The organism is Aeromonas sp. s1(2024) (assembly GCF_040908005.1).
Classification (GTDB): domain Bacteria; phylum Pseudomonadota; class Gammaproteobacteria; order Enterobacterales; family Aeromonadaceae; genus Aeromonas; species Aeromonas caviae.
Genome location: NZ_JBFOCW010000026.1, coordinates 1 through 14,631 on the forward strand (window position 1 = coordinate 1; position 14,631 = coordinate 14,631).

The 14,631-nt window shown below is 64.0% G+C and carries 12 protein-coding genes and 2 pseudogenes; 3 read left to right on the plus strand and 11 right to left on the minus strand.

Annotated features, from left to right (window positions below; translation table 11 throughout):
* Positions 1–346: 346 nt before the first annotated feature.
* From mnmA to AB5Y70_RS06610, 5 genes are all read right to left on the minus strand, one after another.
* Positions 347–1,453, minus strand: coding sequence for a tRNA 2-thiouridine(34) synthase MnmA (gene mnmA, locus AB5Y70_RS06590; protein ID WP_010673619.1), 1,107 nt, complete (start codon positions 1,451–1,453; stop codon positions 347–349).
* 158 nt (positions 1,454–1,611) lie between these two features.
* Positions 1,612–2,079: an NUDIX hydrolase gene (locus AB5Y70_RS06595; protein ID WP_010673620.1), complete on the minus strand. Its 468-nt coding sequence runs from the start codon at positions 2,077–2,079 to the stop codon at positions 1,612–1,614.
* A 64-nt stretch (positions 2,080–2,143) separates the two neighbouring features.
* Entirely contained in the window at positions 2,144–3,052 is a 909-nt protein-coding gene (locus tag AB5Y70_RS06600) for a pseudouridine synthase (protein ID WP_010673621.1), read from the minus strand.
* 83 nt (positions 3,053–3,135) lie between these two features.
* Positions 3,136–3,603 (minus strand): GNAT family N-acetyltransferase, encoded by a 468-nt coding sequence (locus AB5Y70_RS06605; protein ID WP_029314039.1) that lies wholly within the window; start codon positions 3,601–3,603, stop codon positions 3,136–3,138.
* Between the two features lie 2 nt (positions 3,604–3,605).
* Positions 3,606–4,097, minus strand: a complete 492-nt coding sequence (locus AB5Y70_RS06610) for a MerR family transcriptional regulator (protein WP_010673623.1) — start codon at positions 4,095–4,097, stop codon at positions 3,606–3,608.
* Positions 4,098–4,390: 293 nt separating this feature from the next.
* Between AB5Y70_RS06610 and AB5Y70_RS06615 the strand changes: the two are divergent.
* Positions 4,391–5,281, plus strand: a pseudogene (locus tag AB5Y70_RS06615) (NADH:flavin oxidoreductase/NADH oxidase family protein); the annotation flags it as partial.
* 507 nt (positions 5,282–5,788) lie between these two features.
* Here AB5Y70_RS06615 and AB5Y70_RS06620 read toward each other — a convergent pair.
* The 3 genes and pseudogenes from AB5Y70_RS06620 to AB5Y70_RS06630 all read right to left on the minus strand — a co-directional run.
* Positions 5,789–6,313: pseudogene (locus AB5Y70_RS06620) on the minus strand (DUF3142 domain-containing protein); the annotation flags it as partial.
* Between the two features lie 3 nt (positions 6,314–6,316).
* Entirely contained in the window at positions 6,317–8,437 is a 2,121-nt protein-coding gene (locus tag AB5Y70_RS06625) for a hypothetical protein (RefSeq protein ID WP_010673626.1), read from the minus strand.
* A gap of 246 nt (positions 8,438–8,683) precedes the next feature.
* Entirely contained in the window at positions 8,684–8,977 is a 294-nt protein-coding gene (locus AB5Y70_RS06630; RefSeq protein WP_010673627.1) for a hypothetical protein, read from the minus strand.
* A gap of 557 nt (positions 8,978–9,534) precedes the next feature.
* Between AB5Y70_RS06630 and AB5Y70_RS06635 the strand changes: the two genes are divergently transcribed.
* The gene (locus tag AB5Y70_RS06635; protein ID WP_010673628.1) at positions 9,535–9,684 is read left to right on the plus strand and encodes a hypothetical protein; all 150 of its coding nucleotides are present in this window, start codon (positions 9,535–9,537) and stop codon (positions 9,682–9,684) included.
* A gap of 84 nt (positions 9,685–9,768) precedes the next feature.
* Here the strand turns inward: AB5Y70_RS06635 and AB5Y70_RS06640 are convergent, their stop codons facing one another.
* Complete coding sequence (locus tag AB5Y70_RS06640; protein WP_010673629.1) at positions 9,769–10,860, minus strand: alpha/beta hydrolase; 1,092 nt, start codon at positions 10,858–10,860, stop codon at positions 9,769–9,771.
* Positions 10,861–11,270: 410 nt separating this feature from the next.
* Here AB5Y70_RS06640 and icd point away from each other — a divergent pair, with 410 nt between their 5' ends.
* Positions 11,271–12,524 carry an NADP-dependent isocitrate dehydrogenase gene (gene icd, locus AB5Y70_RS06645; protein ID WP_010673630.1) on the plus strand — a complete coding sequence of 418 codons (1,254 nt, stop codon included), beginning with the start codon at positions 11,271–11,273 and terminating at the stop codon, positions 12,522–12,524.
* Positions 12,525–12,590: 66 nt separating this feature from the next.
* Here the strand turns inward: icd and AB5Y70_RS06650 are convergent, their stop codons facing one another.
* Positions 12,591–12,767, minus strand: a complete 177-nt coding sequence (locus AB5Y70_RS06650; RefSeq protein WP_010673631.1) for a hypothetical protein — start codon at positions 12,765–12,767, stop codon at positions 12,591–12,593.
* 339 nt (positions 12,768–13,106) lie between these two features.
* Positions 13,107–14,438 (minus strand): D-serine ammonia-lyase, encoded by a 1,332-nt coding sequence (gene dsdA, locus AB5Y70_RS06655; protein WP_010673632.1) that lies wholly within the window; start codon positions 14,436–14,438, stop codon positions 13,107–13,109.
* Positions 14,439–14,631: the final 193 nt, after the last annotated feature.

Consider the following 14,631-nt stretch of genomic DNA (forward strand, 5'->3'; position numbering starts at 1 on the left):
TCTTCACAGCCCTGTTCTGTTCTTTCACCGGCCGATGCCATTATCCGGCCTGGAATGTGTCGGCCATGTCTTCACAGCCCTGTTCTGTTCTTTCACCGGCCGATGCCATGATCCGGCCTGGAATGTGTCGGCCATGTCTTCACGGCCCTGTTCTGTTCTTTCACCGGCCGATGCCATGATCCGGCCTGGACGTTGCCAATCATGTATCGCTGCCTGGTACTGTTTTTCTTTGTCCCCTTTCCCTCAGGGAGAGGGTCAGGGTGAGGGTGGTTACCCCCTCATCCCCAACCCTTCTCCCGCGAGGGGAGAAGGGAGTACAGCGCGGACGCTCGTGAGCGCCCAGCCCTTAGACCGGATGGCTGAAACGTTGTTCGATGATGCCGCCGCCCAGACACACTTCCCCGTCGTAGAAGACGGCGGACTGGCCCGGGGTCACCGCAGCCTGTTTCTCGTCGAAGATGACCCGGATGGTCTCATCGTCGATGGGCTGGATCAGGCAGGGGATGTCTTCCTGACGATAACGGGTCTTGACGGTGCAGCGGCGCGGCGCGCGAATGGGGGTGCGATCCACCCAGTGCAGCTGGCTCGCGACCAGGCCGTCGGAGTAGAGACGGGGGTGTTCCCCTTGTGCCACCACGAGCGTGTTGCGCTCCACCTCTTTGTCCACCACGTACCAGGCCTCTTCGGTGGCATCTTTGCGACCGCCGATGCCAAGCCCCTTGCGCTGGCCCAGGGTGTGGTACATCAGCCCCTGATGCTCGCCGATGATCTTGCCGTCTACGGTTTCGATGGGACCGGGCTGGGCGGGCAGGAACTTGGCCAGGAAGTCCTTGAACTTGCGCTCACCGATGAAGCAGATGCCGGTGGAGTCTTTCTTCTTGGCGGTGATGAGATCCAGCTGCTCGGCGATGCGGCGCACCTCGGGTTTTTCCAGATCCCCGACCGGGAACAGGCTCTGACCCACCTGGGCTTCGCTCAGGGTATAGAGGAAGTAGCTCTGATCCTTGTTGGTATCGAGGCCGCGCAGCAGGCGAGGGCGGCCGGTGCTGTCGTCACGGCGCACATAGTGGCCGGTGGCGATGTAGGTGGCCCCCAGCTCTTCGGCGGCGAATTCCAGGAACGCCTTGAACTTGATCTCCTTGTTGCACAGGATGTCCGGGTTCGGGGTGCGACCCGCCTTGTACTCTTCCAGGAAGTGCTCGAAGACGTTGTCCCAGTATTCGGCGGCGAAGTTGATGGTGTGGAGTTTCATCCCCAGCTTGTCGCAGACGGCCTTGGCATCAGCCAAATCCTGGGCGGCAGAGCAGTACTCGTCCGTGTCGTCTTCTTCCCAGTTCTTCATGAACAAGCCTTCGACCTGATAGCCCTGCTGCTGGAGCAGGTAGGCCGAGACGGAAGAATCCACGCCGCCGGACATGCCGACGATCACCTTGATTTGGCTGTTGTCTGTCATTAGTCGAAGTTACCAGTTCGTTTAAACGGGGCGTATTCTACCAGAGTTTTGCGCCCCCGGTCACATCTCCCTGCCGCCGTTCCCCTTGGAAGCCCGGTGGCGGGAAATCGTTTTTCTTGTCTCGGCCCCATAGCGTCAAAAAGAGCGTCCAATGGCGCTTAGATAAAGGCCTTGAGGGCCGACAGCGGCAGCCTGGTGCCGGCCAGATAGTCCTGGATACACTGCCACACCAGGGGGCTTCGCAGGGCGGGCTTGCACTCGGCAATCTCCTCCAGGCTGAGCCAGTGACAGGCCAGTACGTCACCGTCGGGATCCTCTGGATGGTGCTGACCGGGCGACTTTTCAAGGTCGAAGATGACGGCGGTGCGCACAAAGGTGGCCTCGCTGTCCGCCGGTTTGAAGAGGTAGACCCCGAGCCAGCCGGTGGGGGCGGCGGTCAGCCCCGTCTCCTCTTTCAGCTCGCGGCAGGCCGCCTGGATGAGGTCTTCTCCCGGCTCCACGTGGCCGGCGGGCTGGTTGAAGCGGCGCTTGCCCGCAATCTCCTCTTCCACCAGCAAGAAACGCCCTTGCCAGTGCACCAGGGCGGCCACGGTGAGGCGGGTGGGCAGCGGTGGGTGATCGCTCATAAGGACTCCTTGTCTTGTTGGCTGTGCCCCGGCAGGGGCGCTCGATGCAGATCCGTTGTCGCCTTCATTCAGAGGGCTTGGGGCGAGCCGGACGGCGGGCGGTGGTGCGCCCGCCGCTGCGATTGCCGGGGCGCGGGTCTGCCCCGCGGCGCTCCCGCCCCTGGGGTGGATCCTGATCTGTTGGCCGGGCGGTGCGGGGGGCGCGGCGGCCAGTGCCCCCCGCTGCGGCGGATGCCCGTGCTTTGCCTTGCGTGGCGGCTGGTCGTGGCGCGGGGGCCAGATCGGGGGCGGGCAGGGCGCGGCTCTCTCCCGGCGCCAGCCCATCGAGGGTCCACTCCCCGATGGCGTAGCGGATGAGGCGCAAGGTGGGGTGACCGATGTGGGCGGTCATGCGCCGCACCTGGCGGTTGCGCCCCTCCACGATTGTTATCTCCAGCCAGCAGGTGGGGATCTCTTTGCGCTCGCGTATGGGCGGGTTGCGTGGCCACACCGCAGGGTCATCCATGATGCGCGCCCCGGCGGGCAGGGTCATGCCGTCGTTGAGTTCCACACCGGCGCGCAGGGCGGCCAGTTTCTCCTCGATCGGGATGCCTTCCACCTGCACCCAGTAGGTCTTGGGGGTCTTCTCTCCCGGCTGTGTGAGGCGTGCCTGCAACTTGCCGTCGTTGGTGAGCAGCAAGAGCCCTTCGCTGTCTCGATCCAGCCTGCCCGCGGCATAGATGCCGGGCTCTTTGATGTAATCCTTGAGGGTCTCGCGGCCCGCCTCGTCGGTGAACTGGCAGAGCACCATATAGGGCTTGTTCAGGAGCAGCAGCTTGCGATCCGCCGGGGCGGGGGCCGGTTTGCGCTCATTGACCCTCCCTGGGTGCCGGGCCTCCCGGCGTTGGGATGGGGGCACAGTGGTAGGCCCGCTGGCCGTGCGGCCTGCGTCAGGGCGGGCGGAGAGGGAGAGACGGGGACGGGCTGATTTCATCGCATGCCTACCAAAAACAGGGGATGGCGGAGTGTACCACAGGGGGCGGCCATCAGGGGGAGAGCGGGGCTCACCCTCTCGGGTCAGGGGGAGGCGGTGTCCGGCGCCAGTGCAAGGGAGAGGCGCAGCATGTCCTTGTGCTGGATGCCGTGCTCCATCAGGGGCTCGGGATAGTGGATGAGGAAGTGATCCTTCACGACGGCATGGACGCGAAAGCCGTGGCGCTGGTAATAGGTGAGCTGGTGGCCGAAGCTGCCGGTACCGAGTTCGACGCGGCCTATCCCCTTCCCGGTCAGGTTCTCCAGCACGAAGCGCAGCAGGCCGGAGCCGATGCCCTGCTGCTGGCGGTTGGGGGCAACGGCGATGTTGAAGATCTCGGCGGTTTGCTCCCCCACCAGGCCCGCCACGCAGGCCCCCACGACCTCGTTGTCCGCCAGGGCGGCAAAGCCCCAGGCCCCGGGCAGGTAGGCGGCGATGCGCGACGCGGCGGGATCGGCCTCCAGCAGCAGGGCAAGCGGCAGGTGAGCGGGGTCCATCTCGACAAACGTCATCCTTATCTCTCTCCCTGTTTGTGACGGTGAGCGCCGCGCGAAACGATGGCGGGCTTGACCGATGTGGTGGCCTTGGCGGCGCCCTCGGGGGAGGCAATGCCCATGCTGGCCAGCACCCGGGCGGCGTTCTCCTCGCACGGCATCTCGCCCGGTTTGGCTTCAACCAGCTGGATCAGGGCCTGCAACTGCTGCTTGCTGTGGGCAAGCCTTGCCTCCAGCGCCTCGATATCGCTCACCTTGGCCTTGAGCGCCGCCAGCAGCGGGGCGTGCTGCCAGGAGCTGATGTCGGCGGGTACCAGCTGCTTGATCTCGTCGAGGGAGAAGCCCGCCTGCTGGGCCTGGCCGATGATGGCCAGCAACTGCGCCGTTTCGGGCGGGTAGTCGCGATAGCCGTTGGCACCCCGCCGCACCCGGCTGAGCAGGCCCCTGGCTTCATAGAAGCGGATGGCCGAGGCCGCCATGCCGGTCTGTCTGGCCAGTTCACCGATCTTCATCTTGCCTCCCGGGCTGCGGGTTGATGGGCCCGCCATGTCAATGACTGAGGGGGCGGGGTCTGGGGAATTCTAGGGTTAAAGTCCGCTTGAATGTCAACGGCCCTGAGCAAGGGCGGTGCGGCTGGATAGTATTTCCCCCATCGCAGCGGCATCCCGACAAAGGGGCTTGACCTTCAAGTCGGCTTCAAACTTATGGTGGGGCCCTCACTACCGAGGAGATTGCCATGAACCCCTTTACTCCCCTGACCCTGCCGAGTGGCAGCCAGCTTATCAACCGCCTCGCCAAGGCCGCCATGGAAGAGAACATGGCCGACCGTGACCATGCCCCTTCGGAGGCGCTGATCCAGCTCTATCGCACCTGGGCAGTGGGGGGCGCCGGCCTTATCATCACTGGCAATGTGATGGTGGACGGGCGCGCCATGACGGGGCCTGGGGGCGTGGTGCTCGATTCCCCGGCGCTATCCCCACAGATAGGCGAGCGTTTCAGGGCCTGGGCTGCGGCGGCCAAAAGCGGCGGGGGCCAGATCTGGATGCAGATCAACCACCCCGGTCGCCAGATGCCGGCGGCGCTGGGGCAGCCCACCCTGGCCCCTTCCGCCGTGCCCATGGCGCTCGGCAGTTTCTCCAGGCAGTTCGCCCCGCCCAGGGCCATGAGCGAGCGCGATATTGCCGAGGTGAAGGCGCGCTTTATCCACACGGCGCGGCTGGCACAGGATCTGGGCTTTGACGGGGTGCAGATCCACGCCGCCCACGGCTATCTGTTGAGCCAGTTCCTCTCGCCGCTTACCAATCAGCGTCGCGATCGTTGGGGCGGCAGCCTTGAGAATCGTGCCCGCCTGCTGCTGGAGATAGTGCAGGGGATACGTGAGCAGGTGGGGGAGTGCTTCTCACTGTCGGTCAAGCTCAACTCCGCCGACTTTCAGCGTGGCGGCTTCAGCACCGAGGATGCCAGGGCGGTGGTGGAGATGCTCAACCCGCTCGGGGTGGATCTGGTGGAGCTCTCCGGCGGCAGTTACGAGGCGCCCGCCATGCACGGCCAGGCCCGGGATGGCCGTACCCTGGCGCGGGAGGCCTATTTTCTGGAGTTCGCTCGGGAGATCGTCTCTGTTGCCCATATGCCCGTGATGGTGACCGGGGGAATTCGCCGCTATCCGGTGGTGGAGCAGGTGCTTGGCAGCGGAGTGGCGGTCGTCGGTATGGCCACCGCGCTGGCCATAGCACCGGATCTGCCCGCCAGATGGCACCGGGAGCAGGCGGCCAGCGCCGAGCTGCGCCCCATCCCCTGGCGCAACAAGGTGTTGGCCTCGGTGGGCTACATGGCGATGGTGAAATACCAGCTGCGGCGCCTCGGGCGTGGCCAGCCGAGCCGCCCCAAGGTCGCACCCGCCCTGGCGCTGGCCTGCCAGCAGTGGCAGACCCTGCGTGGCAATGCCCGCTATCGGCGCTGGATCAAGGGGCAGGGGTGTGAAGGAGGATATCGCCCTGCTGGTCCCCGGGATCGGCGCCGGACGGTTGAGCAGGAAGACCACCTCGCCCCGGTAGTGGGGGGAGGCGGCAAGTGTTGTCTGCCAGGCGGGATCCCACTCCCCATCCTGCACCAGCCCTACCTTGAACGGGATGGTCAGGTGTGCCATGGCGGGCAGATAGGCCTGATAGCCCGGCACCGTGCGCGTGCCCTGATAGGTCTGGATCACCAGCTCGTCCACGGGCAGGCGATTGAGCTCTGCCACGTCCCCCGTTTTCGCCCAGTCGAGCAGCCCCGTCACGCTGAGCTTGCACTCGGGAGGCAGGACGCGCCGCAGTTGTTGCAGGGCGTTGCCATAGCGATCGAGCTGGCGGGTCGCCGCATCGAAGTCGATCTGGATGCCCGCCACCCTGGCCCCGGCCGCGCGCCACCCCTCGTAGAGGCGCACCAGCACCTGCTCGTGGGCGGGGGAGAGGGGGAGGGCGTTGACACGCACCACCAGCCAGACCTGCCCGGCCTTGAGAGGGGAGGGAACCCGCCCCAGCTTGACGAAGCGGGGGCCGCCGGGCCTGTCCAGGATCTCCCCCTGATGCAGATAGAGGGTGCTGGCCTGTTCCAGTACCGGCTGGTGGCGGGTGGCGGACCAGAGCCAGAAGGCGTCATAGGCGCTGGCATCGACACTGGCCTCAAGGGGGGTGGCCAGGGCCGTCAGCAGCAGCGCCAGCAGGGCGCGTTCAGAGCGTCTGTTCATGGCTCACCAGTAGTATTTGAGGGATCTGGCCCACACCGAGTTGCCATAGCGTTGCTTGAGGGTGTTGAACCAGGCCTGCCGGGTGCGTTTGGGGATCTCCTGGCTGTCACAGCTGTTGTAGCCGGAGGGGGCATAGCACTGGATGGCGCGATAGAGGGCATAGCTCTTGTCTTCGGGCTCTGCCTTGGGGTTGGTCATCACGGCCTGATAGAGGGCGAGGCGACTCGGGAACGTGGGGCGCTCGTCTTGCGCCAGCCCCCAGATCATCTCGCGATCCTGCCACAGGTCGATATGGGGATCCCGGCTGCGCAGATACTCCCCGAAGCAGTTGAGGGCATGACCATCGTCGGGGCGCTGCACCAGGGTGCCAAGGGTCTGGGTCAGATCCCGGCAGTGGTAGCCCTGGGGCGTCCCCTCTCCGCGCCACTGGAACGCCGAGAGGCGCACATCCCCGTTGGGCACGGGTTCCCAGGGCGCGTCGGCGGGAGGGGTCGCCTCCTTGTAATCGGCGGGGATGAGGGCCACATCCTGCAAGAAGGTGGCCGGGTCGCTGGCGATGAGATCCCGCACCAGCAGGGTATGGAGCGCAATCTGCCGCTCCGCCGCGCTCGGGCCCTGACTGGCTTGCTGGCGCAACAGAGCGGGGTCGGCCTCCTGCTTGAGCACGGCCGCTCGGATGCGCAGCTGGGTGATGGGGCTGCCCGGCTGGAAGATGGCCGCCGTGTTGCCGGTGCGCACCCAGTGATCCGCCAGCACGTTCTCCACGAACGCCTGCTGGGCCTGACCCAGGGGGGAGGCCACCAGTGCCATCAGGGCCTGCTCGGCCTTGTCGAAGGCCTTCATGCCCTGCCAGGCCCAGATGCGCAGCATCTGGTGGCTGAATGCCAGGGTGGCGTCCTCCTGCCCCGGGGAGGGCAGGGCCAGCACCTGCTCGAACTGCTTGTCCAAAAAGAGGGCGTAGGCCTTGAGATAGGCCGCCTGCGCCTGGTGACCGGTTTTTTGCAGTTGCGTGATGGCGTCGTCCAGCTGGGCATCTTGCCAGTCCCGCGGCCGCTCATAGGTCGGTCTGAGACCCCGCAGGGCATTGACGAACAGCAGCGCCGGCTGGGCCGAGTCCTGATAGGCCGCCTGATGGCGATAGGCATCGCCACTGAGCAGGGTGAGATCGATCTCGTTGACCAGGGCCTCCAGCGCCGGCAAGGGCTGGCGGGTTGCCATGGCCTCGTCATAGGCATCCCGCAGGGCGCCGAGATCACCGGACATCCACTGGATGCGTCTGAACAGTCCTCTGGTCGAGCTGGCGTAGCGCCCTTGCGGGTAGGCCGCCAGATAGGCCTGACCCTGGGCCATGGCGCGGCGAAGGGCCTCCTTGTCGCTCCTGGTCACGTCCTGATCGCCGTATTCGTCCTTCGCCTCCTTCATCGCGAGGTTGATCTCCGTGCGCATCACCATGTAGGTCGCGCTTTCGGCCACCCAGGGGGCCTTGGCCTGCTGCAAGGCGGCAAAGCCTGCGCGGGCCTCCTCGAAGCGGCTCTCGTAGAAGTGTCGGGCGGCCTGCAGATACCCCTGCCACTCCAGGGCAGCACTGCTCATTTCGGTCGCGGGGGCGGGGCTCTCCTGCTGCCCCAGGATCAGCAGACGGCTTCGCAGCAGCGACGTGCGCTCCGGGGCGGGCACCTCGCTCTGCTCGAGGGCGTCCAGAAACGCGCTGACCGAGGAGAGGGAGTTGGAGATGGCGTGGCCGTAGAGGGAGTCGTGGCCCGCGTAGTGCTCGAGCAGCGGGGGGAGGGACGGGTCGTAGGCGGCCAGCCGGCTGCCGAGCTGCTCGCGCAGCGCCGGGTCCTCCACCTCCTCCGGCTGGGGGAGGCGGGTGAGGTAGAACAGCGGCTGGCTGCGTTCGTTCAGCGGATCCGCCGGCAGGGTGAAGGGGAGGGGGTGATGCTGGGCATCCCCCAGCAGCATCAGCAGGTTGCCCCGGGTGTCGTTCTCGTTGAGATAGAGCGGATAGGTGGGGAGAGGGCAGTCGGTGAGCCAGAAGCCGCACCCGTCACCGTCGCCGGAGGCGAGAGCGGGCAGTGCAACCAGCGTCATCGCCAGCACCGAGCAGTGGGTCAGAGATGTCATGGGATCGCTATCCGTTTGTGGGCCCGCGCCGTGCGTGACGCCCGGGCCGGAAAAGGGGGTTTGCAGTGGCGGGCAATAGTACGAAAGAGGGTCACAAACGACAACCCATTATGACCTGGTCGGCGCTCTCCCTGTCAGGACGCCTGCGCCATCTCCCTGTCCCGAGCGCGTGCTCTTTGCTGCTTCGCGGGTGTCAGCATCTGCCATCGCCATACATCGCCATACAAAAAGGGCGAATGTGGATGCTTATACAGGGGGCTCTTCGGTGCGAAAGAGCGCCTTGCCGCAGGCGAGGCAGGTGTGGCGAAAGCGATGATCAGGCCAGCCGGTCTGGGGGTGGCCCAGCACCTTGTCGGAGCCGCAGGCGCAGCAGCGCGCCCCCAGTTCATGGTCGATGGCGCATTCGGGATGCTGGTGCAGGTAGTCGGCGCGGGTGGGCAGGCGCAGCCAGTCGGGCTGGGCATGGCGCTGGTTCCAGAAATAGCACCCATAGAAGGTGCCTGCGGCGACGGGCAGGGCAAACCACCAGAAGAGATCCATGTCATGACTCCGACGAGAGGGGATGAGGGCGGCAACAACCCGCTCAGCAGGCGTGGTGCGGCTTCATTTTATCGGGGCGGGAGTGGGGCGGGATATGCCCGGATGGGTAACAAGCGAACCTGCTGATGGTCGGGTTGGCAAGCCGCAGGGCCGGGATTGGGGATTATCTATCCATTAAAGAGATGGGTTGTGTCATAACCCATCGTATTTTTGGATGGAAAAGGGGGCCTTCCGGTCGCAGAATCCGGAGAGCGGGGCGTTTTTGTGAAAAAAAATGTGCATACATTCGTCATGCCGATCTCAAGGGCGTCATTGAGCGAGTGATAAATATCAAGATATTGATATCAATGGTAAAAATAGTGTTTTTATCAGGCGTTTTCAGGGTGGGTGATGGGGTTTCATAAGGAGCTTTAACCCATTTTCTAGATTGGTTTTTGCATAATCAATCGTTTATTTTGTTGGACAATTGGGGAAAACCTGGTGTCCAATCGGGTGAGCAGGTTGGCCAAACAGTGCCGTCAGCCAGTGTGTAACCCGAGATGTAAGGAGACATCCTGATGGAAAAACTTGACCAAAAAATCGACACCATGCGCCAGGAATTCGAGTCCCAGGGGCAAAAACAGGCCCAGGACAGATGGCAGGCCAGGGTCGATGAACTGCAACGGGAGCGCAGCGAAGCGCCCCAGCCGGAAGCGGCAGAACACTAGCCCCTGGCGGCCTTGTGGCCACCGAGTGAGCGCATAATGAAAAACCACCGCCCTGTTCGGGGCGGTGGTTTTTTTGCGCAGTGGCTAGAGGCGATAGAGGTTCTGGGCCGCATCGAACAGCTCCGTGCGCTCGCCGGTGCCGCCGTTGAAGACGGTGTGGAAGAAGCGCAGCACCTTCTCGTTGGCGAGGGCATCCCCTTCGAAGTAGGCGTGAGAGTCCCCCACATGGGGCTGATTGGTCACGTCCACGTAGGTGGCCGTTCTGGCATCCAGTCGCCGGGTGTAGTGGCCGAGCCTCGCCTTTTGCTGCTCCCCCATCTTCATGCGCGATGCCATCAGGGCACCATCGCGCTCATTGATGGTGATGTAGAGGCGGTTGCGACACTGGATGCGATCGACCCACTGGGCGTGAAGCTCGTTGTTGGTGTCGGCGGCGGCCATGATGATGTTGTCGAACAGCAGCTGGTTGGCGTGGTAGGTGGTGCTGCCCAGCAGGTGCTTGAACAGGTAGTTGCCCATGCTGTGCAGCAGCAGGTTGATGGTGAAGGGGCAGCGCTTGTTCACCTCCTTGGCAAAGTAGCGATCCCAGGCCTCGCCGTTGTCGGCGAACTTCTTCTGGGCTTTCTCTTCCAGTTGCGTCACATACTGGCCGTTGAACTCGTCGATCAGCCCCTTCATCTTCTCCAGCACCCGGTCAAGGGCACCGGCCGAGGCCAGGGCATCGCGCTTGTCGCTCTTGTAGCTCAGCACGCCCCGGGCGCCGCCGCCATTGGCGGGCCAGCTGAAGCAGAGCACCTCGACGCCGTACCGGGCCTCGAGCCCCGCGGCCCGCTCCAGCACATCGTCAAGATCGTTGTTGAAGCCGTGTACGAACAGCAGCAGGTGTTTGCCGGTCTTGAGCTTCTGCTTGGCCGTGCTGCCGGTCCCGGCGCAGCGCTCCAGCAGCTTGCGCGCCACATAGGCGCTGGCCGGGTGGGGGAGGTCGGGGTCAAGGCCGACGCTGGCGGCCATCTCGGCGGTGATCTGATCCGGCAGCAGGTCCAGCTGCCACTGCTTGCCCTGACGCCGGGCCTCGGCGAGGCGCAGTTCGTTGGGGCCCTCTGCGGGTTTTTCGCCAAAGATCTCGCTGGGGGTCTTGCCCTGCTCGTTGACCATCCGGTTGGTGACGATAAACATGGTGTTCTCCTTGTTGTCGTGCTCTCTTCATGATCGGCCACGCCCCGGGCGCCCCGATCACTGGCAAAGAGCCTAGTCCGGATCCGGCAGCCTGTCCCCCGGCGCGCCTTGCCTCGCCAAAGGGGTTACGACGATGTAAAGGCGAACGGGATTTGGGGGAGTGGCGCCTTCGGGGCGGCGAGGGCAGGGAGAGGCTGTCATCAAGAGAGGAAGAGGCCCGGATGGACGGGGCCTGCGCCTCGTCAGGACCTGAGGGCGGCGAGGGAGGAGGGGATCCTCAGGCGCACTGTGATCCACTCCCCGACTATGGTCTGACATGCACGCCCGCTATTTGATTATGCAAATGGATGGGCTTAAGATGGCCGCGCGCAACGATCAGATTGATAACAAACGGAAGTTAGGAGATGCCGATGGAAAGCAAAGTAGTTATCCCGACCCAGGGCCAGAAAATCACAGTCGATGCCAGCGGCAAGCTGCAGGTTCCCCACAATCCCATCATTCCGTTTATCGAAGGGGATGGTATCGGTGTGGACGTGACCCCGGCCATGTTGAATGTGGTGAATGCTGCGGTCGAGAAAGCCTACAAAGGCGAGCGCAAGATCGCCTGGATGGAGATCTATACCGGCGAGAAGTCGACTCATGTCTATGGCGAAGGTGCCTGGCTGCCGGCCGAAACCCTGGATTTCATTCGTGAATACTGCGTGGCCATCAAGGGCCCGCTGACCACCCCGGTCGGCGGCGGTATTCGCTCCCTCAACGTGGCCCTGCGCCAGGAGCTGGATCTCTACGTCTGCCTGCGCCCGGTCCGTTACTACGAAGGGACCCCGAGCCCGGTCAAGCACCCCGAGCTGACCGACATGGTGATCTTCCGCGAGAACGCCGAAGACATCTACGCCGGCATCGAGTGGAAGGCAGACAGCGATGAAGCCAAGAAGGTGATCGCTTTCCTGCAAAACGAGATGGGCGTGAAGAAAATTCGCTTCCCCGAGTCCTGCGGCATCGGCATCAAGCCCATGTCCAAGGCCGGTACCGAGCGTCTGGTCCGTGCCGCCATCGAGTACGCCATCGACAACGATCGCGACTCCGTGACCCTGGTGCACAAGGGCAACATCATGAAGTTCACCGAAGGTGCCTTCAAGGATTGGGGCTATGCCCTGGCCCAGAAAGAGTACGATGCCCAGCTCATCGACGGCGGCCCCTGGTGCTCCTTCAAGAACCCGAAAACCGGCAAGACCATCGTGGTCAAGGACGTCATCGCCGATGCCTTCCTGCAACAGATCCTGCTGCGCCCGGCCGAGTATGACGTCATTGCCTGTATGAACCTCAACGGCGACTACATCTCTGACGCGCTGGCGGCCCAGGTCGGCGGCATCGGCATCGCGCCGGGCGCCAACATCGGCGACGGCGTTGCCCTGTTCGAAGCCACCCACGGCACCGCGCCGAAATACGCTGGCCAGGACAAGGTCAACCCGGGCTCCCTCATCCTCTCTGCCGAGATGATGCTGCGCCACCTGGGCTGGACCGAGGCGGCTGACCTCATCGTCAAGGGGATGGAAGCGGCCATCGCCAACAAGACCGTCACCTATGACTTCGAGCGTCTGATGGAAGGGGCCACCCTGCGTTCCTGCTCCCAGTTCGCCCAGGACATGATCGACCAGATGTGATCCGGGTCGTTGAAATGCAAAACCGGCGCCATGAGCGCCGGTTTTTTTATGGAGGAGAGCAGGTCGTCAGGTGGTTTTTTCCACGTGCTGCTCGTAGATCTGCTGCCATTTGCTGGTCTCGGCCTCATCTCCACGGGCCTGCCAGAATTCGCAGATGGAGCTGGCGAGCTCGGATGCCATGGCGTGGTCTCCGTCACGGCGGCTCATCAGATATTGTCCCAACCAGCTTTGATATTGTTTCATCGCCCGATCTCCTTATCTAAGGTGCCCAGAGGGGAGTGCTCCTGGCGTCAAGGTCGCGCAGGAGCGATTCGAACTGGGCACATGTTGTGCTGCGCCCGGCAGGTGTTGGTCGCCGGATCCGGTGGTTATCTCACCGGAAAAAGGGGACAACGGGGCGCAGATGTCAAAAAACGGTCTCTATCGTATCACAAAATAACCAGTCGGTGGGGCTGGATAACAAATCAGGCTGTCCAGCAGTCTGGCCGTCTGTGTCATGGGGGCGAGGGCTGAGGTGCCATCTTGCTGATCTCGCAGCAGAAAAACCCGCCAGGTCGGCGGGTCACGGGGGCGAAAAAAAGATCAGATCCGGGCGCAGGCCAGGTATTTTTCCATCTCCTCGGCGGGCACCATGCCGCCGCCGGTGGCCCACACCAGGTGGGTGGCCCCGGCCATCTTGGCTGCATCCAGTCCCTGCCCACTCTGCCACTCAAGGTTGGCGGCCACTCGCCAGGGGCCTGCCATGCCCGCCAGTGCCGAGGGCTCGAGCCGGATCTCTTCATCCCGGGCCAGGAGCCCCAGCAGGTCGTACATCTCCTGATCGCTCAGGGTGTAGAAGCCCGCAAGCAGGCGTTCCATGGCGCGGCCGACAAAACCGGAGGCGCGTCCCACCGCGAGGCCGTCGGCGGCGGTGAGGTTGTCGATGCCAAGGTCTTGCACCGCAATGGCATCGTGCAACCCGGTGTGGACCCCGAGCAGCATGCAGGGGGAGTGGGTGGGCTCGGCGAAGAAGCAGTGCACGTTGTCCCCGAACGCCAGCTTGAGACCAAAGGCCACCCCGCCCGGGCCACCGCCGACGCCGCAAGGCAGGTAGACGAAGAGCGGATGGTCGGCGTCCACCCTGATGCCCATCTCGTCGAACTGCTTTTTCACCCGCTCGCCCGCCACCGCATAGCCGAGGAACAGGGTGCGGGAGTGCTCGTCATCGATGAAGAAACAGTTGGGATCGCGTTCGGCCTCCTTGCGTCCCTGTTCCACCGCCACCCCGTAATCGTCGGCGTATTCCACTACGATGGCGCCATGTTCGCGCAACTTTTGCTTCTTCCACTCCCGCGCATCGGCGGACATGTGGACGGTGACGCGAAAGCCGAGGCGGGCGCTCATGATGCCGATGGAGAGGCCGAGGTTGCCGGTCGACCCCACCGCGATGCTGTACTGGCCGAAGAAGTGGCGGAACTCGTCCGAAAACAGCGTGCGATAGTCATCCGTCTCGCGCAGCAGCCCAGCCTGGATGGCCAGGTGTTCGGCATGGGCCAGCACCTCGTGGATGCCGCCGCGCGCCTTGATGGAGCCGGAGATGGGCAGGTGGCTGTCTTGTTTGAGCAGCAACCTGCCGGTGAGTTCGACGCCATAGCGCCCATTGAGGGTCCCCTGCAGGGTCGGGATGGCGGCGATCCCGGACTCGATGATGCCGTGGCTGGCGCGGGTTTCGGGGAAGGCCTCGCACAGGTAGGGGGCGAAGCGGGCGAGCCGGGCGGAGGCGGCGGCCACATCGTGCCGGGTGAGCCCCACATGGGGCAATCCTTCCGCTAGGGAGGTGGCCCCCGGATTGAACCAGGTCACAGGGGTGAGGGCGATCAGCGGTTCGAGCAGGGGGAAGCGGGCGATGAGCCCGGCAATGTCGGTGTGTGTCATGAAAGCCTCTCGGGGTGGTGACGGAATCATCCCATTGAACGGCGCCAGCGTTGCCGTGACAAATGATAAAACGCGTCGCTTGGATGAGCACAGTTGATGCAAATGGTCATCTACCCTGCTGTGTCTTCGCATACGGGTGAGTTGGGTCTTCCTGGTGAATGCAAACCTCGCCCTTCTGGTATCATCTGCCAGA

Bases quoted from the DNA above. Each gene is read 5' to 3' on its own strand.
- AB5Y70_RS06640 (WP_010673629.1), bottom strand. From the start codon at position 10,860: ATGTTTATCGTCACCAACCGGATGGTCAACGAGCAGGGCAAGACCCCC.
- AB5Y70_RS06625 (WP_010673626.1), bottom strand. From the start codon at position 8,437: ATGACATCTCTGACCCACTGCTCGGTGCTGGCGATGACGCTGGTTGCA.
- AB5Y70_RS06605 (WP_029314039.1), bottom strand. From the start codon at position 3,603: ATGACGTTTGTCGAGATGGACCCCGCTCACCTGCCGCTTGCCCTGCTG.
- AB5Y70_RS06600 (WP_010673621.1), bottom strand. From the start codon at position 3,052: ATGAAATCAGCCCGTCCCCGTCTCTCCCTCTCCGCCCGCCCTGACGCA.
- dsdA (WP_010673632.1), bottom strand. From the start codon at position 14,438: ATGACACACACCGACATTGCCGGGCTCATCGCCCGCTTCCCCCTGCTC.
- AB5Y70_RS06635 (WP_010673628.1), top strand. From the start codon at position 9,535: ATGGAAAAACTTGACCAAAAAATCGACACCATGCGCCAGGAATTCGAG.
- mnmA (WP_010673619.1), bottom strand. From the start codon at position 1,453: ATGACAGACAACAGCCAAATCAAGGTGATCGTCGGCATGTCCGGCGGC.
- icd (WP_010673630.1), top strand. From the start codon at position 11,271: ATGGAAAGCAAAGTAGTTATCCCGACCCAGGGCCAGAAAATCACAGTC.
- AB5Y70_RS06630 (WP_010673627.1), bottom strand. From the start codon at position 8,977: ATGGATCTCTTCTGGTGGTTTGCCCTGCCCGTCGCCGCAGGCACCTTC.
- AB5Y70_RS06595 (WP_010673620.1), bottom strand. From the start codon at position 2,079: ATGAGCGATCACCCACCGCTGCCCACCCGCCTCACCGTGGCCGCCCTG.
- AB5Y70_RS06610 (WP_010673623.1), bottom strand. From the start codon at position 4,097: ATGAAGATCGGTGAACTGGCCAGACAGACCGGCATGGCGGCCTCGGCC.
- AB5Y70_RS06650 (WP_010673631.1), bottom strand. From the start codon at position 12,767: ATGAAACAATATCAAAGCTGGTTGGGACAATATCTGATGAGCCGCCGT.